The sequence below is a fragment of the Desulfobacter sp. UBA2225 genome, assembly GCF_002348205.1.
Classification (GTDB): Bacteria; Desulfobacterota; Desulfobacteria; order Desulfobacterales; family Desulfobacteraceae; genus Desulfobacter; species Desulfobacter postgatei.
On sequence record NZ_DDYV01000263.1, the window covers coordinates 1 to 23,553 of the forward strand.

Genomic DNA, 23,553 nt, shown 5'->3' on the forward strand with positions numbered 1-23,553 from the left:
GCGACGACTTCGCGACCCTCGGGGCTCCTCTTAGATACAAAACTGTATCAAAGAGGCTGTCTCTTTTCTGTATCATTTCGCATGTGTCATTTAGCACCTCCCCCTCAATACAGAGATAACTATTTATTATTACACAACATCACAACAAGCTTACAAATTGGCACAAGACTTGCTTTTTAAATATACAGAGTTTGAGATTAACTGCAAAAAACAGGAGGCTTATATGAGACTCAACGACATAAAAAAGAACTATAACCTGATAAATTCGGTAGACTGGGAAATGACCCCTGAAGAAGCCATTGCCCTGCATCTGGAATGGGGGCCTTTGCGTTCCCAGAGCTACTATAACTCCAGGGATAATAATAATGAAACCGTCTATTTTGTTATCAACACCTGGAAAAAAAATCCCATTCTGACCCTTGTCAGAAGAAAAGGGTTTGATTCCGAAGAACTTGGCACTTTTGATCTGCCCAAGGATGTTGCCTCGGAATTCATGCAGGGTATCGGCAAATACAAAGGCGTTTATGCCGTGGAAGGAAAAGTCAGAGAGTGGCTTAGAAAGGAACTTGACGCCTAATCCGACATCTATGTATAACCACCTGCGTTAAGTTTCCTTTTCCCGGGAACCGGAAGATGAACCCTCCTTACCATCCTCCGGTTCCTTTTTAATCAATCTTCTGCGTTTTTGATAAAATCCTTCACCATCATCGCGCCCAGTTCCATGGAGCGCTTGGTGGCGGCTTCAACGGCATTGATCAGGGTCGTGCGAAGCCCCCCCTGCTCCAGGGTGTGGATGCCGACAATGGCAGTTCCCCCTGGAGAGGCCACTCTGTCTTTGAGCTGGCCCGGGTGTTCCCCGCTTTCAAGAAGCAGGCGTGCCGCACCCAACACAGTTTGAGTGGATAGAAACAGGGAATCTTTTCTGGACAGCCCCATTTTTACGCCGGCATCAGCCATGGCATCCACAATGGTAAAAATATAGGCCGGGCCTGACCCGCTTAATCCGGTGAACGCATCCATGAGTATGTTTTCCTGTATAAATACGGTTTTTCCCACGGAATCAAAAACCGCCCGGGCCATCTCCACATCCCCTTCCTGGACAAACTGCCCCGCGCAAATCGCTGTGGCGCTCTCTTTGACAAAGGCACAGATATTGGGCATGGACCTGATCAGGCGCAGTTCCTTTTTAAGGCCTGCGGCGATGGCGGCCAAGGGCACGCCCGCAGCAATGGAAATCACAAGCTTGGATTTGTCCAGAGCTGGTGCCGTCTCCTTGAGCACGGAACCCAGAATCTGGGGTTTAGTGGCGTAGATAATGATTTCTGATTTTTCACAGACTTCAATATTGCTGGTCGTGGTCAACACGCCGTATTTTTCGTGAATATGCTTGAGCGTTTCGGGAAAAACATCCGAGCAGATGATATTTTCGGGTTTGGCTGCCTTGGACAACACAAGCCCGCTGACAAGGGCTTCTCCCATGTTGCCGCTTCCAATGAAGCCTATTTTTTTATCCTGAAGCATTCTGTCTCCTTTTGGGCTGAAGTAATATTAAGGAGCCTATACTATGGCCCAGCCTGAATTTGTGTCAAGGCAAATGTCATCCCGGCATGAGACAGCCACTGAGATTTCATTGAATTTTGCAAGAAAACAGCATTACACTTTGCACGAGCTTTGGAGTCTGATATTTTGAAAGCTTAAGTAAAAAAATAAAAAATCATTATTTAAAAAGAAAACAGAGGCTGCATGGGAGAAATTGTTGTTGCTTTACCGGCGCTGATTTTTGGACTGATTCTGCTGGTCTGGAGTGCAGAGCGCTTTATTAACGGGTCTGCGGTCACCGCACGGCATTTCGGCGTACCGCCGCTGCTGATCGGGATGGTGATCGTCGGTTTCGGCACATCAGCCCCGGAAATGCTGGTTTCCGCACTTGCCGCCTTGGAGAACAGTCCTGGTATTGCCATAGGGAATGCCTACGGGTCAAACATTGCCAATATCGGACTGATTTTAGGGATTAGCGCCCTGATCAATCCGATTATGTTTCACTCCAATATATTAAGAAAAGAACTACCCATCCTTACAATCGTCACGGGTCTTTCCATTCTTCTTTTAACAGACCTTCAAATCTCTTTGATTGATGGGATTATCCTGCTATTACTTTTTCTGGGGCTCGTACTCTGGACCCTCCAGCAAGGTATCCGTCAGAAGGCCGATACCATGGGCATGGAAATGGAGCGGGAGCTGAATTCAGACAAAAAAACTGTGGGCAGGGCTCTCTTATGGCTCGTTACCGGGCTGATTCTTCTGATCATCAGTTCACGGATTCTGGTCTGGGGAGCTGTGCAAATTGCAACGGCTTTAGGTGTCAGCGATATAGTCATCGGCCTTACCGTTGTTGCCCTGGGAACATCTCTTCCGGAACTTGCATCCTCGATCATTTCTGTGAAAAAAAGAGAGTACGATATTGCCCTTGGTAATATTCTAGGGTCCAATCTGTTCAACACATTGGCGGTTGTGGGAATCGCCGGTGTCATTCGTCCGTTTGAAATCCCTGCCGAAGCCCTTTTCCGGGACACAGCGGTGATGACGGGATTAACCATATCCCTTTTCATTATGGGATTTGGCTTCAGGGGAAGGCGGGGGCGAATAAACAGGGTAGAGGGGCTTGTGCTGTTAGCGGTTTACATCGCTTATACGATTTACCTGGTCTGTCCGATACTGAAAAGGTGAGAGTAAACGCGGTTAAATCAGTCAAGCTGATCTTTTTTCTTTTTGCCACAAAGTTGCAGGATCTCTCCCCAATATTTTGGCGGCTTCGTTAAATGTGTTGATATGAAAATTGGCGTACAAAAACTGACATCAAAGCTGGAGCAGCTTTATTCGACATATAACCGGAAACAGTATGTTGATCCTGATCCACTGCTGTTTCTTTACAACTATCCGGATGTCCGGGACCGGGAGATTGCAGGGATTATTGCCTCAAGTCTTGCCTATGGCCGGGTGGCCATGATCATGCAGGCCGTGTCGGCTGTGCTTGATAAGATGGGGCCTGACCTCCGCGGGTTTGTAATGCATGCTGATCCGAAAAACCTCGCCGCCATGTTTCAAAACTTTAAATACAGGTTTGCCACAGGAGATCACTTAAGCGCACTGATCATGGGAATCCAGGCTGTTATTGCCGATTACGGATCCCTGGGTGCCTGTTTTACGATGAATCATGCGGAAGGGACAGATCTGTCTGAAGGACTGGTCAGAATCAGAGGACGGGTTTTGCAGGCGGGGGGTGCCGGTCATCTTCTGGCTGATCCCGGAAAAACCTCTGCCTGCAAGCGCAGTCACCTGTTTTTAAGGTGGATGGTACGTAAAGATCAGGTGGATCCGGGGGGCTGGTCCAATGTGCCGACCGCGGCCCTGACCTGTCCTGTAGATGCGCACATGTTTAAAATCGGACATTTGCTTGGATTTACAAAACGCCGCAGTGCCGACGGGGTCTGCGCCGCCCAGATCACCGAAGGCTTCAGACGGGTCAGCCCGGATGACCCGGTGAAATATGATTTTTGCCTGACCCGGTTCGGAATCCGAGACGGACTTGATATGTCTGAATTGAAACGGTTTTTAAAGGACGATGATTATCATGTATAAAGGGTTGGAACTGCCGCCTTTGATCAAAGGAAAACTTTCAACCCCGATTGACAAGCTACCACGATGTAGTATTTTTTTAAAAGGAAACTAATCCTGTCACAAGGGTGACTTTACAGGATAAAAGGAGAGCATATATGTGGAATTATTCGGAAAAGGTTATGGAACATTTCTTGAAGCCAAGGAATGTGGGAGAGCTTGAAGGTGCCAACGCCATTGGAGAAACAGGCTCTTTAAGCTGCGGTGACGCACTTAAGCTCTATTTAAAGGTAGACGAGAATGAAAGAATCATTGATGCATCTTTTATGACGTTTGGCTGTGCGTCTGCCGTGGCCTCATCCTCGGCCTTAACTGAGATCATCAAGGGCATGACCCTGGACGATGCAGCTAAAATAACCAATGACGACATTGCCGATTACCTGGGCGGACTGCCCAAAGAAAAAATGCACTGCTCGGTCATGGGCCAGGCCGCCTTAAAAAAAGCCATTGCGAATTTCCGCGGGATTCAGATCCTTGAAAAACCGGGAGACATGGTATGCGAATGCTTTGATGTAACAGATCTTGAAATTATTGATGCAGTTAAAAACAATCGCCTTGAGAATACGGAGGATGTGACCAATTATCTTAAAGCAGGCGGCGGTTGCGGCAAATGCCTGGATAGAATTGAAGAAATTGTCCACAAAACCATGGCATCCATGGAAACATCTTCGGCAGCAGATTAACCACAACATTGCAACGATGGGGTAAAAAAGATTGATATGATCTATACGGATAATAATGCCACCACCCGGGTGGCTGATGAGGTGATCGAAGAGATGCTGCCATATTTAGGGCAATTTTATGGCAACCCGTCCTCGATGTATGGCTTCGCAGACATGGTCAATAAAAAAGTCCAACAAGCCAGGACCCAGGTGGCGGACCTGATCAATGCAGATCCCGGTGAGATTATTTTTACAGCCTGCGGCACTGAGAGCGATAATGCAGCCGTTAACGCGGCCATCAGCGCATTCCCGCAGAAAAAACATATCATCACCACGGCAGTTGAACACCCGGCCATCAGAAATCTTTGTTTCCACCTACAAAAAAACAAGGGGTACAAGGTGACCTTTGTGCCGGTGGACAAAAAGGGCCGTCTTGACCTTGACACCCTTTACAAGGCCATGTCTGATGATACCGCCGTTATCTCCGTCATGTGGGCCAACAATGAAACAGGGGTGATCTTTCCCATTGCCGAAATTGCTCAAAAAGCAAAGGAAAAAGGGATCTGGTTTCATACGGATGCGGTTCAGGCCGCGGGAAAGATTCCCATTGACGTTAAGGCTGCGGGAGTAGACATGCTCTCCCTGTCCGGGCATAAAATTCATGCGCCCAAGGGTATCGGCGTACTGTATATCAAAAAGGGAATCAAGTTTTCGCCTTTCCTCATTGGCGGTCATCAGGAAAAGGGCCGCAGGGGCGGCACGGAAAACACGGCATCCATCATTGCCCTGGGCAAGGCCTGTGAACTTGCAAAAGCGCATCTTGCCCTGATGGATACACAGGTTCGAGCAATCCGGGATTACCTTGAGACCCGGCTTTTAGAGGCCATCCCCGCGACCTCCGTGAACGGGGACAGGGAAAACCGTCTGCCCAACACCCTGTCGATCGGTTTTGATGCCGTTGAGGGAGAATCCATCCTCATGCTGATGAACCAGGCAGGCATATGCGCATCTTCGGGGTCTGCCTGTACCTCGGGGTCCCTGGATCCATCCCATGTGCTCATGGCCATGCAGGTGCCCTTTAAATCAGCCCACGGCACCATTCGGTTTTCATTGTCCCACTACAATACCAAAGCGGAAATGGACACCATCGTCCAGACCCTGATCCCGGCCATCGACAAACTGCGACAGATGTCGCCATTCTGGAAAGACGGAAAAGTTGTGTGATTACAAAATTTATAAATGCAGGGTGTTTTTTTGTGAAGGTTTTTAAGCAGTCAGGTTGACATTTTAGCTGCCTTCATCCTATACACAATAGGAGTTGGTGTTCGGATACGATTGAACCGGTAAAGCAATGCTAAATTCTATTAGGGTATAGACTCGTTTGAGTATGAGACCTGAACAGATCCTTGTTGTTGATGATGAAAAGCGGATTGTTGAAAGCATTAGCAGATGCCTGACCAGCGAAGGCTTTCGCGTCTTTTATGCTTATGACGGCCTGCAGGCGGTCACCTTGTTCAATACACAAAAATTTGACCTGGTGCTGATGGATATATCTATGCCCGATATGGATGGATATGAGGCCATGGCCAGGATGTTTGAACTGGACCCCGAAGTCCTTGTCATTATCATGACCGGATTCGCCTCCGTGGCGTCCGCGGTCTCTGCCCTGAAACAGGGTGCTTGGGATTACCTGAAAAAACCCTTTGAATTTGCTGAATTGATTAAAACCGTCAAAAACGGAATTGTCCAGCGACATCTGATTGCCGAAAAAAAATCCTACGCCGCCCGCCTTAAGGCCTCTGAAAAAAAATACCAGTACATGATTGACAATTCACCAGATTTGATTTTCACCCTGGATGAGAACTTTTGCTTCTCTTTTGCCAATCAACAGTTTGAAATCATTCTAGGATATTTACCCGTGGAATTGAAAGGCACTGCGTTTGACGCAATCCTCCACGAAGAGGACCGTTGCAAACTGTCCCGGCTGTTTCTGGCCGGCGGTTGCCCCACCCGGGATCTGTCCCATGGTTGCAGCATTGCGCTGAACCTGCGCTTTAAAAAAGCCCATGCCGAAGAAAACAGATATGATACGTATTCCGCCTTTGCATTCATGGAGATGAAGGCCTCTGTTCTTACCCCGCCGGATATCGGATCTACCCATGATTTCAATGGTATTTATGCCGTGGCCAGGGATGTCACCGACCGGATACGGCTTGAGACCCAGCTTCGCCAGGCCCAGAAAATGGAAGCCATCGGTACATTTGCCAGCGGCATTGCCCATGACTTCAACAATATTCTTATGAGTATACAGGGGTATGCCTCCCTGGTTAAAATTGGGTTTAACAGTAAATCAGAGGAATATAAACGCCTTTCCAACATTGACGAATATGTTCACAACGGCGCTGAAATGACGCGTCAGCTTCTGGATTTCTCCAGGAAGAACAGCCGGCCGGCAGGCACCCCCATAAATATAAATTATCTGCTTAAGACCTCAGCCAAAATGTTTGGCCGCACGAGAAAAGACATCATCATCCGCCAGGAACTGGAGAAAGGGCTGTGGCCCATAATGGTGGATGAAATTCAGATCAATCAGGTGCTGATGAACCTGTTTGTCAATGCGTGGCATGCCATGCCCAAAGGCGGTCGGATTGTGGTGAAATCCAAAAATGTTGTCATAGATAGCCGGGAGGCCCAAAAAATTGGTCTTGACCAAGCCGGAGAATATATCAAGGTTTGTGTGACAGACACCGGCACAGGTATGGACAAGGAGATCCTTTCCCGCATATTTGATCCCTTTTTTACAACTAAGGCCCGGGGCCGGGGAACCGGATTAGGGCTTGCCACAGCATACGGGATTATCAAAGCCCACAAGGGCGCATTTCAGGTAGAATCCTCCCCCGGCAAGGGCAGTGTATTCATGTTTTTTCTACCCGCCGTAAAGGACCGGACGTACACAGATCACGCCCTGCCTTCGACCGAGAATAAAGGCCGACTTGTTTCGGGCAAGGGCCGGGTACTGTTAGTGGATGATGAAAAAGAGGTGATAGAAGTCTGCAAAGAGATGCTTGAAGCCCTTGGCTACGAGGTACTTGTTGCCGGAGCCGGAACCCAGGCCGTATCCGTCGTTCAAAATGATGTCAAAGGTATTGACCTGATGATTCTAGATGTCGTCATGCCCGGTATGGATGGGGTCCAGACCTATGATGCCGTACGGCATCTGAAGCCGGACATGCGGGTGTTGGTCTGTTCCGGGCTTGCTCGGAAAGAAGAGATCCGACAAATGATCGACAACGGATGCCGGGATTTTTTATTAAAACCCTTTGACATTGCCAAGCTGTCGGAAAAAATTGAATCCGTATTCAGTGCCTGAAGACAAACCCATAGAATTAAGGAATACAATGATCTATACGATCCACCCCGTTGCCATGGGGACAAAAGTATTTGACAAAAGCATGATGACCTATCAGTACGGTCAGGGTGAATCCTATACAATTCCCATTTTCTGCTGGGTAATCAAGGGCGGGGACAAAAATATCTTGGTAGACACCGGCGAAATGAATCCCATCCAGTCTGAGCAACGAGAAAAGGCCATTAACGGGAAAATATATACCTTTGAGCAGGGGTTGAAGAAACACGGGCTTACACCCGAAGACATTGATATTGTCATCCATACACATTTGCACAATGATCATTGCGAAAACGACTATAAGTGTGAAAACGCCTTATTCTATGTGCATGAGCAAGAACTTGAATCTATCCATAACCCGCACCCCTTAGATTACCGCTACCTGGAAGACTATATAGAGGATGTAGAGGAAAACGGACAAATTCGGATAGTAAAGGAAGACGGCCCCATTGTTGACGGTATCAGTGTTAAACATACGCCGGTACACACCAAAGGGGGATTGACCGTATTCATTGATACACCAAAGGGCAAAGCCGCCATTACGGGCTTTTGCATCATTGAAGAAAACTACAATCCCCCGCCGGAAATCAAAGGCATGGAAATGGACGTCATCCCGCCGGGCACCCATGTGGATGTCTATTCGGCCTATGATATCATGGTACAGGTAAAAAAAGAGGCGGACATTCTTATCCCTTTACATGAACCCCGGTTTGCTTGTGGCGATCCCATTGGTATTTGAATGACTAAAGAGATAATAAACCATTAAGGAGAAAATCAATGAAAAAATGGCAATGTTCTGTATGCAAATACATTCATACAGGAGACGAACCCCCTGAAAAATGTCCGGTGTGCGGTGTCTCCGCAGATAAGTTTGTGCCGTTTGAAGAGGAATCAGGCGCTGATACACCCAAGGTTGAGCCGGCTCCAGATGAAAACAAAACCGAGGCTCCCCCAAAAGAGCCCCCTGCCCCAAACCATTCCAAAACACAGGGTGCATCACCTTCAGGGAAGTGGGATCGTGCGGTTGTCTACCGGGAAAAAGCGGCTGACCTGATGCTGGAGCACCATGCCCATCCAATGTCGGTTCACCTGCCCAACGGGGTCATCCCAGTGGTCGCAATCCTGATCATTCTTGCCTGGTTTTCCGGTTCGGATATGATGTTAAAGGCCGGCTTTATCAACTTGGTATTCGTGCTTATTGCCCTGCCTCTGGTTGGGTTGACAGGCTTTCTTGAGTGGAAGAAAAAATATAATCAGGCGCAAACCCCCATATTTAAAATAAAAATCCTCTCTGCAGCGGTAACCGCAGCATGCTGCATTATATCAATCATCTGGTATCTGGTGAATCCGGAGGTGTTGGACTCCTCCGGTGCCTGGCTATTTGTCATGATTAACGTGCTGATGCTTGCCGCAGCGGGCGTGGCCGGATACATCGGCGGGAAACTGGTGTTCAAGGATTAAAAAAAGCAAAACACCCGGAGATCGGCAAAACCGTTTGCGCCCCGGGTGTTTTATCAGATCCGTTATTTTCTGTGTCTCGTTTTAAATATTTGTGTCAACGCGCTGGCCGCAGTGTCATATTTAAACTGGAAGCCGGCTGTTTCCAGAGCTGCCGGAAGCGCTTTCTGGCTGCAAAGCAACAAATCCCCAAACTGCCCCATAAACAGCCTGATAAAAAAAGCCGGTGCCGGCATGATTGCCGGACGGTTCAATGCCCGGCCCAGTTCTTTGGCAAACGCCTTTTGCCGGATAGGGACCGGCCCTGTGAAATTGTAAATTCCCTGGGCATTATGTTCCATTAGAAAGAAGACCGCCCGGGACAGATCATCCAGATGAACCCATGGGAACCACTGATCCCCTGATCCCAAAGGCCCACCCGCGAACATCCTGAAGGCCCGGGACATGACGGTAAGGGCTCCCCCTGAACCAAGAACCACCCCGAATCTCATAATCGCCACCCTTGCCCCCTTTGATGTGGCGCGTTGGGCCTGGGCTTCCCAGTCTCGACACACCCGGGACAGAAATCCGGTTCCGTACGATTGTGTCTCAGTCAAAGGTGTATCTGCCCGGTCACCGTAAAAGCCTGCCGCAGAGGCATTGAGCAACTGTCCATGAAAGGTGTCGGGCATGGCATCCACCAGATGTTTTGTGGTTTGAATTCTGGAATCATAAATGGCTTTTTTGTACGCCGGTGTCCAGCGCTTAAAAATATTTCTGCCCGCCAGGTTAACGATGACATCCGATTGGGCCACAAGATCCTGCCACTGCCCGGGCAAAGAGGTATCCGCACTGGTCCATAAAAAATTATCATACGCATCAGCCATCGGATGGTTTAACGAAGTGCCGATGCCGTTTACCTGCCAACCCGCATCCAGATATTTTTGTGCAAGTGCCTGTCCCACAAAGCCCGAGGCCCCGGTGATTAAAACAGTTTTCATCTGTTCACTTCCTTTCGTTTGTTGTCAACAAATCATTATAACTATGCAAAACACAACCACGCAAAAGTTAGGCCGGAATGATTAGCAATGCAGTCACGGCCCCCCTATTTGATCCCCACTTTCAAAAAAAAGGCTTGCATATTATTTTAAAGAGTTTCTTGCGAAAAGCCATTGTTTATTATACTCATGGGGCATTAATAATTTTTGCAAACCAATCGGCTGACATATATGGATATGGATACTTGTTCACAGAAATGCATCAATCCCGAAGATGTGGAAAAAACGCTGAAAACGATGCCCTCACCCGACACCATCCTGGGGCTGTCGAAAATATTTAAAGCACTGGGAGATGCCTCCCGGATCAAAATTGTCACAGCGCTTCTTGACCGGGAACACTGTGTGTGTGACCTTTCAGTCTTGTGCGGACAAAGCGAATCTGCCGTATCCCACCAACTTCGGGTCCTAAGGACCCTTCGAATCGTTAAAAACCGACGCCAGGGCAAAACGGTATATTATTCCCTGGACGACGACCATGTCCGTTCACTGCTTCAAATGAGCATTGAGCATATCTCCCACTAAAGGGCATTGTCCGACCTGCTATATTGGGCTTGGTCATAACATCGGCCACAGCGAAGGTTGGGTTGAACGAAATGAAACCCAACAACTTATCGGCGTTGGGTTTCGTTCCTCAACCCAACCTACCAAAAATTCGGATGGCCTAAAATATGACCAATGCCGCTATATTACACCCAGGCTCAACCCATGGCTGTTATGACACCCTGTTATGCTTATTTTCTGAGAGGTCCGGGTTTTAGGACCAACAAAACTTTTTTACTTGAACATATGAACAATAGTTCATATGTTCAAGTAATAAAAAGAGACTTAATTATATATCTCGGCAAAAAAATAAAAACAGGACAAAACCATGATAATCACAATAAAAAATATTATTCTTGAAGTCTGGCATGTTTACCTGGATGTATCGGTATTTATGCTTTTCGGCTTTTTGGTGGCAGCCCTGCTCTACGTATTTTTCAAAGCAGACAAAATTAAGAAATATTTAGGTAAAGGCAGGGTGAAACCGGTGATGCTCGCAGCCCTGTTCGGCATCCCGATTCCCTTGTGCAGCTGCGGGGTAATCCCCGTGGCCACCGGCTTAAAAAAACAGGGCGCCAATGATGGCGCCGCCATGGCCTTCATGATCGCCACCCCGGAATCCGGTGTGGACTCCATTGCCCTATCCTGGGCCATGCTGGATCCTATAATGACCATCATGCGGCCCATTGCAGGATTCATCACAGCCATATCCACCGGCATTACCCAAAATATATTCAGCAGCCGGGATCAAAAAAAAACAACCATCACACAGGAACCTTTTTTTGCACAGGGTCGCGCACCGGGACCCTCCTGCAGCTGTAGTTCCGGGGCATGCGTTGATGCCGCCGGCAAAACAGTCGATCAAGCTCCCCTTTCAACGCGCCTGGCAGAAGGATTTAACTTTGCCTTTGGAGACCTTCTCACCGATATTGCCAAACCTTTCACCATTGGGGTGATCATTGCCGGCTTCATTACATTCTTTTTTCCTTCCGGTATCAGCACATGGAGCCAGAATAATTCATTACTCTCCATGCTGGTCATGCTGGTTGCCGGCATCCCCATGTATGTGTGCGCCACGTCGTCAACCCCCATTGCCGCAGCGTTGATCCTGAAAGGATTGAACCCGGGCGCCGCCCTGGTATTCCTGCTGGCAGGGCCGGCCACCAATGCCGCCACCATGGGGGTGGTAAAAAACATTTTCGGCACCCGGGCCCTGGTGATCTATCTTGGTATGATATCCATCTGCGCCCTGGCAATGGGTGCCCTGCTCGACCTGATTTACAGACTGCTTGCCATCCAGCCGTCCGTGGTAATGGGAAAAGCCTCTGAAGTAGTGCCCTACGGCCTTGAACTGACCGCAGGCCTGATTCTGGCAGCGCTTCTGGTACGAAGCCTGTTCAAGCGCCAGGACGGTCACGACCACGATCACAGGTGAAATTTACAGCTTGTAGCCGATCACCCTTAGCAAATCTTTGCGTTTTTTAATGTCGTCTTGTGTTTCAACGCCCTTGGAAGGAAAACCGTCCACCACCCCCAGAATGCCTCTGCCCTGGTCGGTCTGGGCCATGATCACCTGGGTGGGGTTGGCTGTGGCGCAATGAATTCGCACCACCTCGGGGACGGCCTGGATGGTGTTCACGATGTTGATGGGGAACATATGTTTCATGAAAATGATAAAAGTATGGCCGGCTGACAGGGCCTGGGCGTTCTTTTTTGCAAGTTCAAGCATCTGTTCGTCCGTGCCGGAATGACGTATCAGACACTCCCCGGAAGCCTCACAAAACGCCACGCCGAATTTGGCGTTGGGCACGGTACAGACAATGGCCTCATGAATATCTTCAACTGTCTTGATAAAATGGGAATGACCCAGAATAAAATTGAGCTCTTCGGGATTTTCTATGGTTACGCTGATAAGTTCCATTATATCTCGCCTCCTTGGGATTGGGTATTTTGTTTTACCACGAAGGACGCGAAGTTCACGAAGATTTTAGAGTACTATACTTCGTGTTCTTCGTGAACTTCGTGGTATTATGAAATCATCTTAACTATGTAACACTGACTTTATTCCAGTGACAAGGCACCCCATGACAGATCAAAGGCCTGGTCATTCTGCTCTAAATTGGTGATCATAAGGGACGGCATGATCCATGCCTGGCCGTCACCGCTCTGGGCGACCCGGATGACCGGAAAGGCAGTCTGTCGGGCAATGGTTTTGACCGTAAGAAACCGGGTGCTGTTTTCCCCTGCCGGAAATCGGGTAAAGGCCAGATGGTTGACGTTGTTGTGCTCGGCCGATTTCTTGTAATTTTCAAACTCTTCCATATTGTAAATTCGCCCGGGAAGCACCTCCATCTGGTTAGTGGTCCTGGTATCCGTGTCCATTGAAATATAATATTTATGGTCATTCACACAAATTTCATACCCGTCATAAAGGGTGTATACATTACCTAACAGGGTGATTAATTTTTCAAAATGGGATATTTTCTTGGCATAGCGCTCGCCTTCGGGATTTTTACCCACATGCCGGTACTCAGCCATAAACAGGCAGTGTTCGGGCAAAAGAAGCAGTTCATCCTTGTTAAACTCCTTGAGAATATGCTTTTTAATGGCCTTTCTGACCTTTTCCGATTTGGTGGGCCGGCCTGAAATCAGAAAATAGATGCCGGACAAATTTCTGTCCTTGCGCCATTCATTGAGCAAGCCCGCCTGTTTGCCGCATAACATTTCCAGAAACCGTGAAAAATCTCTTCCAAGGAATCGGTCATTGTCCCACCAGGGACCGGTTTCCTCCGGAGAGCGGTTATTGGCAAAGGTCTCCGCAAAATATTCTCCGGCCTTTCTTTCGGAAAAGGATTCCTTGCGGTTAAGGGCAGTGGTGATGCCAAGGGCCGGGTCCTGGTAGGTATTGGCCAGAAGAACGCTGACATCGGTAGTTAGCCCGCCAATGTCAATATGGCACACCACAAACTGAAGATTTTCGGCATTGGGGTCACGCTGGGCTGCCTGAGAAAAGATAAAGTCCACTTCCTTTAAATCCGGCAACCGGTCTTTCTGGGCGGAGAGGTCCCAGAAAGGTAACAACTTGATTAGATTTAGAAAATACAACTCGCACGCCCCGCTCTCATCCGCAGAAATATTGACAAAAGTTTTTCGCAAATGTCTAAGATCACTTGGAAAAAGCCATTTCCATTTCCGGTCCGAGGAGAGGTTCATGCACACGGAATAAATATTTTCCTTGTATCCGTTTCTTAAATTTTCAATGAACAGGTCCGGTACCGTAACCCGGATTTCCGTGATCACCGGAATGGCAGGGCCGTTCCAGGGCCGATCCTTGTTCGGCTCAGTGATGTACTTAAAACTGTGTTCAAGAATTTTTTTGATATAAAGCTTGAACTGGGGCACATCTCCCCTGTAAGCAGCAAATTTGGAGGCAAATTCATATTTGGCGCTTTTAACAATCTGGCTTGAGCTGACATGCTCTTCACCCATACTGGGTACAAAAGCAAAGTCACGCTCATCACCCGAAGGCGGATTGATAAAGGCCGAAGGGAATCCGCCCTGGGCATCCGAGTCTCCGTGGACCACATACTGCCATGAGTCGGTAATCTTATCCCGGCCAAAACTGCAGGGCCAACACAAAACACTGGTCCGGTAGGAGCCGAAATCAATGAAAAGAATATATTCCTCGTGATTTTGGATGTCCCTTGGGGTGCGACCGGCAATGGTTTCATAGTAAAGTTTACCGTCATCCTCCAGCTCCATCTGGAACTGGTCCACTTCCTTTTTTTTTCCTTTGAACAGGTTAAACCACATGCTGGTCATCCTCTTTAATACGTTTTTCAACAAGGGTAAACTCACCACGCACCAGCATGTTGGGAACGTAAAATTCCGCCATGTTCATGATGATGTGAGGCAAATCCTTTTCCGCTGCACTTAGAAAACCTTTGTTTTCCGAGTCCAGGCGCTGGAGCATGTTTTTCCACAAAACATCGGCAATGGCCTGGCTTTTGCGGGTGTCGGCCAGAAACTGGTCCAGGTACTGGGTGAAGATGGCGGTCCAGAACGTTCTGTGGTCCTGAATCAGCCCGTCTTCGTTATATTTGATCTCCCGGTCGAAAAAATGCCGCAGGCTTTGGTAGGTATCGTTGAGAATCGCTTTGCGCATGCGCTCTTTGACATCGGCCACCTCATCATAGCTTTCAATTTCATAGAGCAGGTCAACAGCCTCGGTATGCACCTTTTCAGCCTTCCTGATCCAGGGCATCAGAAACATATTTTCAAGGGCGTTTCTGATATTGGAGGTGGTGCAGATATCGCCGAGCATCTGCCTGGACCAGGCAACACCGCCGTCCTTTTTGATCTCGTCTTTGATTTCACGCAAGCTTTTGTACCGGGACAAATTCCGAATCCAGTTATCCACGTGGGGGCCGGGGGATATAAAGCTCACCGGGTATTCTCGGTTGCAGGGGTTGACCAGCTGTACCACGGTTTCAAAGGCTTTATAGCTTTTGAAATCGCTTTCGAGATCCTGCTCCACATTGGTGTTGCCGCAATAGCTTGCCACGGCACTGTCCCCCTGCAGGGAGAGAATTAACGGCAATTTCTGGTACGTGTGGGTGGTTTCCAGTACCGTGCGGTATCTTTTGAGAATGGCATCCAGGGGGTGACCCGGGGGGATGGCGATTTTGTGCTGAAAACAGGCCACAAGAATACCGGGATAACGCTCCAGGCAGTCCAGCATATTGGCCTGGAACTTTTCATGGCGCTCCTTCTGGAATTCAATGGCATCGGCCCCCTCTTTAATACCCGGATATTCAACGGCCGGCAAGGTCATGGGGGTCTGGTCTTCGGGCACGGCCACCCGGATGAGATAATCATCCGGTTCTGCCCCGGAGGAGAGATCATACAACCGATTGAACTGCTCTTGGGTCAACCGGTCCCGGATCACATTGCCCGTAGAAATGCTGATCTGGCTGACCACCACCTCGTCGGTCCAGGAGACGGGTTCCACAAGACAGGGAACCGCCGTGTTCTCCGAGGTGTTGCGCTGCTTGACCGCAAACAGTTTGCGAAGCGCGTCATTGTCAAACAAATCCAGAAGATAGCTCGTCTTAAAGGATTTGTCCGTGCCCGTGATGTGGATATATACGGGCATATCCGTGTCGGGCGCCGTTTTCAGGCATAGTTGGCAGCGGTCAATGACCTTGCCTACCCGCTCTGCCTGCCGGGCCGGCAGGGCGGCAAGCTGCTGGACAATCTCCATAATGGCGTTCTGAATTTTCAAAAGCCGGTCTGTGTTGTTAAACATATGGTTAAATAAAACTCCTTGATACTGATTTCATAAAAAACATTACTTATGGGATTTTTACAATCTGGTAATTTCCGTCCTTGGCCTTTACGATTTTAAGCTCCACGTCGTTGGCCTCAATGGTCATGTCCGTAATGTCATGACGGAAACATAAAACAATGCTATCCCTGGATACCATAAAAGTAAAAGGGTTGAACAAGTTTACACTGGCCTTCTCAAAGGTGGTGGAGGTCCCGTCGTTAAACGTTGCATTAAAACTGTCCAAGGGCTCAAACAAGCGAATGATATTGGTGGTGCCGGGTGTGATGGTCACGGACTGAACTGAGAAACTGTCGTCTTTGGAGAGCTGAATCAATGTTGTATTAAACTGAATGGGATCCCGCTTTAGGGAAACATTTGCCTCCTGTTCAAAGGATGATCTGGTAATCAGATTGGACAGCACCAGGCTTGTGATGGGATCATTGGTCTGGATGCCGTATTTCCCCTTTGCATCTCCCATGAGCAATTCCCGGTGAACGCTGATCTTAATCCGGTCCTGGGGCACCCTGGAAAGGTCTAGGGCATTGATCCGCTCTTTAATGATACCAAGCTGATTGGTCTGGCCGGTCTCCGTACTGAAATAGGTCAGGGCACTGTCCGACAGTTTCAGCTCCCCTGCCTGCCTGTCATCTAAGGCATACCAGGCCATGTCCGAAGGCAGCCCCTTATCCGCCAGCACCAGATGTCCAATGCGTTTGGGGACCAGGGTGGCACTGTCCTGATGGAAGAAAGCTGCAAAATCGAGGTCTCCGGAACTATTGTTCCGGGTGAGCAGGTACCAGGATTTACCGTTAAGTTTTGTATCAATGCGAAGGGGGGTAAAGGTGTAGACATTTTCCAAAAAGCCCTTCATCTTGTAACTGATGCGATCACTGGCCATGAGTTCTGCAAAGGCATTTTCATCCCGGATTTTTTTAAAATCCTGGTAGCTGATCATGTTCTGCCTCATATAATTGGAAATTTCAGTATCCTTAATATTTAAATCCCCGACTTTGAAATAGAAAATATTTGAGGCATACCCGGACTGCATGGTTGAATAAATCCGTGCCAGGCGTATGAATTCAGTGCCTGCCAGAATTTCCCTGCCGGAGCGGATCAATTCTTCAACCTGACTGTTATAGTTGAAGTATACAAACAGGATCAGCCTGTTGCCCCGATCCATGCCCTGCTCACCTTCCAGGCGGTAATCGCGCAGGGCCATGGTATGAAGCATGGACGAAACATATTCGGTTTTTAAAAGCTTTTTAGCCACATCCTTCTGTTCCGGCGTTCCACCCTGGAGCCAGGCATGCAAATCGGGAAAGACGGATTGGTAAAAGCGCATTTCCGGGCCCGAATCCTGCCCAATGCTGCGGAGAATGGGAATATTTTTTACCAGGTGACCATATTTGAATCCGGCCAGAACGGTCAGGGAGATAAGCAGCCCAGCGGTAATCCAGGGGAACAAGCGTCGTTTCATTGTGCTGATGCCCTTTTGCTGCTGGAGCGTCGAAAGCAGGGCGGTTACATGCTCCTTACCCAGATAGGTGTCATTATGCACCACGTTGCCCCCGTAGGCCACAAGGGTTTTCTTTTTATCCGAGGAGCGGAAAAAGGCCCAGGCATAACCAATATTGTCGCCTCTGGCAACACGAACCGTCAGATAGTCAACCAGGGCTTTACGTTCGGACCCGGTGAGTTTATTAAAAGATACGGGCTCCATGTCCGGATCAAGCTCGATCATCCCATTCACCGGAATAATCCGGATTTCCATCTGGGGACCAACGCTCTGATAGCGTCGGACATCCTGGAAAAAAGTGCACTCCGAAGGGATCTGTGCCTTGTAGATTAATGGACTGTCGCTAACCTTTTTAAGTGTCAGTTCAAATTCATTTAAACGTCCCATATAGGGTAATTCTCCTTAAGCAGTAGCCTTATTCTTGTTGCCGTATTTTTATCATTATCATTCTGATAAAGCAAAAAAACATATCACATAAGTAACTGAAAAAACAGAGTTGAGAAAAGGAAAAAAGGATTTTACCCAAAGAAGCTCTTCTACATGCCTATTGTTGATACCGGCATATTCATTGTCAAAACCGTTGATTTTTCAATCCCAAAGGCGCATAACCTTTTCGGGGCGTCTGTTCACCCCGGTGAATTTTAATGAATTTCCATTACTAAACCCCTTGGCAATCCGGCTCCCATAAATAATGGTATTAGAATCATCAATCGGATAATTTTTCGCTCGAAAAATCGGCCAGGAGGTAAAAAGAGGTCCTTAGCGGGGAATAAAAAGCCTGATAAAAGATAAAGGACGCTCCTGTCAACGGACTGAAGCTACCGGCAAGTTTTAATTGTGCAATTGGCGTATTTTAAATAGAATAAAAAAAAGATGTTATTATGTTTCATCGGGGAACAAAACATGACAAAAAGCGCGTATCAATCTACCATTCTCATTGTGGATGATGTTCCGGAGAACATCACCGTCCTGACCAACATCCTGTCCGACTACAACTTAAAAGCGGCAAACAACGGGGCCAAAGCACTGGAAATTGCATCGCGTTTCAGACCGGACATCATTCTGCTGGACATCATGATGCCTGACATGGACGGCTATGATGTCTGCAAGCGCCTAAAGCGCGATCTTCATACGAAAAATATCCCTGTCATATTTGTCACCGCAATGGATGAAATCACGGATGAGGCCCGGGGATTTGAACTGGGCGCAGTTGATTATATAACAAAACCTGTCAGTCCACCGGTTGTCCGGGCAAGGGTGAAAACGCATCTAAACCTGTATGACCAAAACAAGGCACTGGAACATCTGGTTCATGAACGAACAAAAGCGCTGAATCAAAGCAGGCTTGAAATTATTCGCCGATTAGGCCTTGCGGCAGAATACAAAGATAACGAAACGGGCATGCATGTCATTCGCATGAGTTATTACTGCAAAATCATGGCAACGGCAGTCGGTATGAGTGCCGAAGAAGTTGAGTTGATATTCAATGCTTCACCCATGCACGATATCGGCAAAATCGGCATTCCGGACAATATCCTCAGCAAGCCGGGAAAATTGGATGCCCAAGAGAGAGCCATCATGGAGCAGCATACGGAAATCGGCGCCAGAATCATAGGAGAACATGATCATCCCCTTTTGAATATGGCAAGGACAGTGGCGTTGACCCATCACGAAAAATGGAACGGCACGGGCTATCCCAGGGGCATTAAGGGGGAGAGTATTCCTCTTGTGGGTCGTATCGTTGCTGTCGCGGATGTTTTTGACGCCCTTGTCAGCAAACGGCCCTATAAAAAAGCCTGGCCCTTTGAAAAGGCTGTGGCTGTTATCAAAGAAGAGTCGGGTAAACATTTTGACCCTGGGATAGTGGACGTGTTTATGGCGCATCTGAATGAAATCGTTGAGCTTGCTAAATTCAAGGCAGATCCGGATTAAGGGTTTGGAAAAAAATAGACAACAAGATAAAGCACACCTTCGGGGTTAACAGCGTCAAGAAAAAGATGAGAACAAATTAAAATCGAGGAGAATCTTGAAGCTACGTAATTTTTCCATACTGTCTATTCTTGTGGTGATATCTTTTTTCATTTTATTTCACCTGCTTGCCTCGGAATTCATCGTCAAAAAAGGATTCCAAAAGCTTGAAGATGAACATGCGCGATTTCTGGTGAATGCTGCCAGAGGCGCACTGGGCATCAAACTCGTTGATCTGGACAAACTGTTAATGGACTGGGCCAACTGGGATGATTCCTATGATTTTGTGCAAACCCCAACCCCGGAATATGTCCAATCCAACCTTCTCATTGATACGTTCCTTGACCAGTCTCTGGTGTGTGTGGTGTTCCAGAACAAACAAGGAGATCTCATTTACCTGCAAGGCGTTAATCACGACGGACAGTTTGACAAAGCTCTTGCCGATAACATTTTCCGGCAAATCTCGATGAAGAGCCCTTCTTTATCTGAAAGCCTGGACAAACAGAAAGGGATGCTCACGCTTGAAACCGGTGAACTGGTAATGATCGCAAAGAGACCGGTCCTGACCAGCAAAGTTGCAGGCCCAGCCATGGGAACCATCATGTTTGTCCGTATTGTATCACAGGCAATGCAAAATGAGATTTCCTCATTGCTGGGTTCAGACATGACCCTGGTACCGCTGGGTGAAAAAAAGGATATATGGGTCAAAGCCATACAATCCCAAGATAAGGTATTTATTTCCCATGGAGACGAGAACAGTTCCGAAGGGTTTGGGGTCATCTTGGATATCAAAGGGACGCCTTCGGTTCTGATAAAAGTCGCCACAAACCCAATTTTTTCCCAACAGGGTCAAAATATAGCAAATTTCTTTTTCTCAATTTTTACCTTTGCAATTTTGCTGTTCAGTCTTTTGGTCTATTTTATCCTCCATAAAAAAGTTCTGAAACGACTGGAATCGCTCATGTATCAAATTGCCCAACGCGATGATTTATCTAAGGACGCAGCTCCCATCTTTATCAAAGGAAAGGATGAAATTCATGACCTAAGTGTCAGTATCAACCGCATGCTTGAACGCATTGATCAATCAAAACAAGCCATTATCAACAAATCCAAAGAGATGGGCAGAAACGAAAGATACCTCAGGCAATTGTTCAACGCCATAGAGGCGGGGGTGATGTTAATTGACCCGGAAACCAGGATGATTGTTGATATAAATAAACATGCCCAAAAGCTTACAGGGTATTCAAAGAATGAGCTTGTCGGCCATGTGTGTCACAGGCTGACATGTCCATCCGAAGTCAACCACTGTCCTCTCCTGGATTTAAATCAATCCAGGGATATGTCGAAACGAAAGCTTTTGCTTAAAGACGGTTCAATTATCCCAATCATGAAGTCCGCTCTTTTTATTGACAAAGGGAACCAATTGCTTCTGCTGGAAACCTTTGTAGACATCTCTGAGGCTGAGCATGCCCGGCAGGAACTTGAAAAGACTAAAAAAAATCTGGAGGATACCGTTGAGGAGCGCACAGCCTACCTGCGCGGCATTATTGACACGGCGTTTAACGGTATCATTGTTATCAATGGCCAGGGGTACATCAATGAGTTCAGCCCGGCAGCCCAAAAGATATTCGGCTACAGTAAAGAGGAAATTATAGGCAAAAGCATTAACATATTGATGCCCGAATCCTACAGCCGTGAACATAACTCGTACCTTCGCAACTACCTTGAAACCGGCATCGCCAAAATCATCGGCAAGCAGACCGTGGTGCCTGCACGGAGAAAGGATGGATCTCAATTTTCCATGGAAGTTGCCCTCAATACGGACATTGTCAATGGGGAACCGATATTTGTTGCCGTCATGAGTGATGTAACCGAACGGATCAAAGTGGAGGAAGCTGTCGCCAAAGAACAGGAACGGCTCAAAGACATACTTGCCACAAGTCCTGTTGGTGTGGCTATCTCCGTTGATGGTGTTGTAAAATTCAGCAATCCCAGCATGGTTCAAATGGGGTTTAAAACCGGAGAAAAGACGATAAATGCCTATGTTGATCCCCAAAGCAGGCAGCGTTTTCTTGACCGGCTTAACAGGGACGGAAAGGTCTTAAATTTTGAAACGCAGCTTCGAAACAAAGATGGGCAACCAATTGATATCATGGCATTTGCATACCACTATGATTACGAAGGCAGCCAGGCAATCCTGGGCTGGGCTATTGATATCACCCACCGCAAGGCCATGGAAAACGAGCTCCGGGAAAGCCGGGCCAAATTCCGGAGGCTGGTGGAAGAACTCGGTGGACGGTTTGTCGTCTTCAGTCATAAACCGGACGGGGAAATATTGTTTATGAGTGAAGGGGTAAGCTCCGTGTTCGGTTTAAACAGAGAAGATGTCCAGGGACAACCATGGCAGGATGCCTTCAACTGGGTTCCCGGAGAGCGGAAAAAAGAAGAAGCCTTCAGGACTTTCCTGCAAAACGAATTTAATTCCCACGAGGTTGAGCTTTCTTTCATACATGCGGATGGCAGCAAACGAATTGTACTCATTTCCGAACATGCCGTCCTGGATGACGACGGCCGGATAGTCACCATTGACGGCATTATGGAAGAGATCACCGTCCGTAAAGAAACTGAAAGGATACTGGCACAGGCCAAAGATGCAGCCGAAGAAGCCACCCGGACAAAATCCGATTTTCTGGCCAATATGTCCCATGAAATCCGTACCCCCATGAATGCGATTATCGGCCTGTCATATCTGGCCCTGCAAGGAGATCTTAACGAAAAGCAGCGCAGCTACATCGACAAGGTACACCACTCGGCAGACTACCTTTTGGGCATTCTCAATGATATTCTGGATTTTTCCAAAATTGAGGCCGGCAAGCTGAATATGGAGTATACCAACTTTTTCCTTGAGGATATTTTTGACCACATTGCCGACGTGGTGGGTTTAAAAGCCCAGGAAGCAGGACTTCAATTGATGTTTGATCTGCCCTCCACCCTGCCCACGGCACTTGTGGGAGACCCGCTTCGGTTGGGGCAGGTGTTGCTCAACCTTGGAAACAATGCAGTCAAATTTACCCCAAAAGGGGAAGTTGTTATCTCCGTACGCGTTTCAAAAGAAAGCGAGACGGCGGTAACCTTCCAGTTTGCCATACGCGATACCGGCATAGGCATGACAAAGAAACAGCAGAAAAAACTCTTCAAGCATTTCAGCCAGGCCGATACCTCCATTACCCGAAAATACGGCGGTGCCGGACTGGGTCTGGCCATCTCCAAAAGCCTGACAGAAATGATGGGCGGCAGGATATGGCTGGAAAGCACGCCTGATGCGGGCAGCACATTTTTCTTTACAGCCTGTTTTGAAAAACAGCCTAACGTCGATCAGTTGGCCTGCCCTATAAGAAAGGCTGCACCACTGCATATCCTGGTGGCAGATGCCAACGTCACGGCACGATCTATCTTTTTCGAGATGCTGACAGGATTTGGTTTCACAGCCGATTTGGCAGACTCCCCCGAAGCAGCTTACCAATTATTAGAAAAGCAAAATCACACCCGGCCCTACGATCTGATAATCCTGGACTACTCCTTTTCCAATGCCAGCGGCATCGACATTGCACGTACCATGCAGGCCAATGAACCCTCTATACATGCGCCCATGGTCATCCTGGTGTCGGCTTACAGCAACGTGAACCTCCGGCATGAGGCCAAGAGCGTAGAGATTATCAAAGACGTTTTAAGCAAGCCGATCATGCCCTCCACCCTGTTTGACACCATCATGCGTGTAAAAGAAGGAAAAATTCCCAGGGAAAGCAGATCAATGCGCCGGCAAAACAAAATAATTCAGACGTCAGCCAGACTGAAAACCGCCAGGGTGTTGATCGTGGAAGACAATGATATCAATCAGGATGTAGCGGCAGACTTGCTGGCCAATCATGGAATTGATTACAGGATTGCCGAAAATGGACAAG

18 protein-coding genes are annotated in these 23,553 nt (G+C 47.9%); 12 read left to right on the forward strand and 6 right to left on the reverse strand.

Going from position 1 to position 23,553, the window contains the following annotated elements:
• Positions 1–223: 223 nt before the first annotated feature.
• On the forward strand, positions 224–577 hold the full coding sequence (locus B3D59_RS13260; RefSeq protein ID WP_286820306.1) for a DVU0772 family protein: 354 nt from the start codon (positions 224–226) through the stop codon (positions 575–577).
• A gap of 92 nt (positions 578–669) precedes the next feature.
• Here B3D59_RS13260 and proC read toward each other — a convergent pair whose 3' ends face one another.
• Positions 670–1,521: a pyrroline-5-carboxylate reductase gene (gene proC, locus B3D59_RS13265; RefSeq protein WP_286820307.1), complete on the reverse strand. Its 852-nt coding sequence runs from the start codon at positions 1,519–1,521 to the stop codon at positions 670–672.
• A 222-nt stretch (positions 1,522–1,743) separates the two neighbouring features.
• Here proC and B3D59_RS13270 point away from each other — a divergent pair, with 222 nt between their 5' ends.
• From B3D59_RS13270 to B3D59_RS13300, 7 genes are all read left to right on the forward strand, one after another.
• Positions 1,744–2,727 carry a calcium/sodium antiporter gene (locus tag B3D59_RS13270; protein ID WP_286820308.1) on the forward strand — a complete coding sequence of 328 codons (984 nt, stop codon included), beginning with the start codon at positions 1,744–1,746 and terminating at the stop codon, positions 2,725–2,727.
• Positions 2,728–2,829: 102 nt separating this feature from the next.
• Positions 2,830–3,639, forward strand: coding sequence for a TIGR02757 family protein (locus tag B3D59_RS13275; RefSeq protein ID WP_286820309.1), 810 nt, complete (start codon positions 2,830–2,832; stop codon positions 3,637–3,639).
• Between the two features lie 134 nt (positions 3,640–3,773).
• Positions 3,774–4,358: a Fe-S cluster assembly protein NifU gene (gene nifU, locus B3D59_RS13280; protein ID WP_286820310.1), complete on the forward strand. Its 585-nt coding sequence runs from the start codon at positions 3,774–3,776 to the stop codon at positions 4,356–4,358.
• 36 nt (positions 4,359–4,394) lie between these two features.
• A complete protein-coding gene (gene nifS, locus B3D59_RS13285) occupies positions 4,395–5,561 on the forward strand; it encodes a cysteine desulfurase NifS (RefSeq protein WP_286820311.1) in 1,167 nt (388 codons plus the stop codon).
• A gap of 163 nt (positions 5,562–5,724) precedes the next feature.
• On the forward strand, positions 5,725–7,707 hold the full coding sequence (locus tag B3D59_RS13290; protein WP_286820323.1) for a hybrid sensor histidine kinase/response regulator: 1,983 nt from the start codon (positions 5,725–5,727) through the stop codon (positions 7,705–7,707).
• Positions 7,708–7,735: 28 nt separating this feature from the next.
• Complete coding sequence (locus tag B3D59_RS13295) at positions 7,736–8,482, forward strand: N-acyl homoserine lactonase family protein (protein ID WP_286820312.1); 747 nt, start codon at positions 7,736–7,738, stop codon at positions 8,480–8,482.
• 38 nt (positions 8,483–8,520) lie between these two features.
• Complete coding sequence (locus B3D59_RS13300) at positions 8,521–9,204, forward strand: rubredoxin-like domain-containing protein (protein WP_286820313.1); 684 nt, start codon at positions 8,521–8,523, stop codon at positions 9,202–9,204.
• A gap of 62 nt (positions 9,205–9,266) precedes the next feature.
• On the opposite strand, the gene B3D59_RS13305 is transcribed toward B3D59_RS13300, so the two are convergent.
• Positions 9,267–10,181 (reverse strand): TIGR01777 family oxidoreductase, encoded by a 915-nt coding sequence (locus B3D59_RS13305; protein ID WP_286820314.1) that lies wholly within the window; start codon positions 10,179–10,181, stop codon positions 9,267–9,269.
• Positions 10,182–10,409: 228 nt separating this feature from the next.
• Between B3D59_RS13305 and B3D59_RS13310 the strand changes: the two genes are divergently transcribed.
• Entirely contained in the window at positions 10,410–10,760 is a 351-nt protein-coding gene (locus B3D59_RS13310) for an ArsR/SmtB family transcription factor (protein ID WP_286820315.1), read from the forward strand.
• A gap of 346 nt (positions 10,761–11,106) precedes the next feature.
• The gene (locus tag B3D59_RS13315) at positions 11,107–12,213 is read left to right on the forward strand and encodes an SO_0444 family Cu/Zn efflux transporter (RefSeq protein ID WP_286820316.1); all 1,107 of its coding nucleotides are present in this window, start codon (positions 11,107–11,109) and stop codon (positions 12,211–12,213) included.
• A gap of 3 nt (positions 12,214–12,216) precedes the next feature.
• Here B3D59_RS13315 and B3D59_RS13320 read toward each other — a convergent pair whose 3' ends face one another.
• From B3D59_RS13320 to B3D59_RS13335, 4 genes are all read right to left on the reverse strand, one after another.
• Positions 12,217–12,699 (reverse strand): adenosine-specific kinase, encoded by a 483-nt coding sequence (locus tag B3D59_RS13320; protein ID WP_286820317.1) that lies wholly within the window; start codon positions 12,697–12,699, stop codon positions 12,217–12,219.
• Between the two features lie 140 nt (positions 12,700–12,839).
• Positions 12,840–14,591: a hypothetical protein gene (locus tag B3D59_RS13325; RefSeq protein WP_286820318.1), complete on the reverse strand. Its 1,752-nt coding sequence runs from the start codon at positions 14,589–14,591 to the stop codon at positions 12,840–12,842.
• Positions 14,581–16,086 carry a hypothetical protein gene (locus B3D59_RS13330; RefSeq protein WP_286820319.1) on the reverse strand — a complete coding sequence of 502 codons (1,506 nt, stop codon included), beginning with the start codon at positions 16,084–16,086 and terminating at the stop codon, positions 14,581–14,583. Before B3D59_RS13330 ends, B3D59_RS13325 begins: the two co-directional genes overlap by 11 nt.
• A gap of 46 nt (positions 16,087–16,132) precedes the next feature.
• On the reverse strand, positions 16,133–18,010 hold the full coding sequence (locus tag B3D59_RS13335; RefSeq protein ID WP_286820320.1) for a hypothetical protein: 1,878 nt from the start codon (positions 18,008–18,010) through the stop codon (positions 16,133–16,135).
• 516 nt (positions 18,011–18,526) lie between these two features.
• On the opposite strand from B3D59_RS13335, the gene B3D59_RS13340 reads away from it, so the two are divergent.
• Together B3D59_RS13340 and B3D59_RS13345 are read left to right on the forward strand one after the other, a co-directional pair.
• Positions 18,527–19,555 carry a response regulator gene (locus B3D59_RS13340; protein ID WP_286820321.1) on the forward strand — a complete coding sequence of 343 codons (1,029 nt, stop codon included), beginning with the start codon at positions 18,527–18,529 and terminating at the stop codon, positions 19,553–19,555.
• Positions 19,556–19,649: 94 nt separating this feature from the next.
• Positions 19,650–23,553, forward strand: a 3,904-nt coding sequence (locus B3D59_RS13345) for a PAS domain S-box protein (RefSeq protein ID WP_286820322.1), incomplete at its 3' end; no start/stop codon positions are given.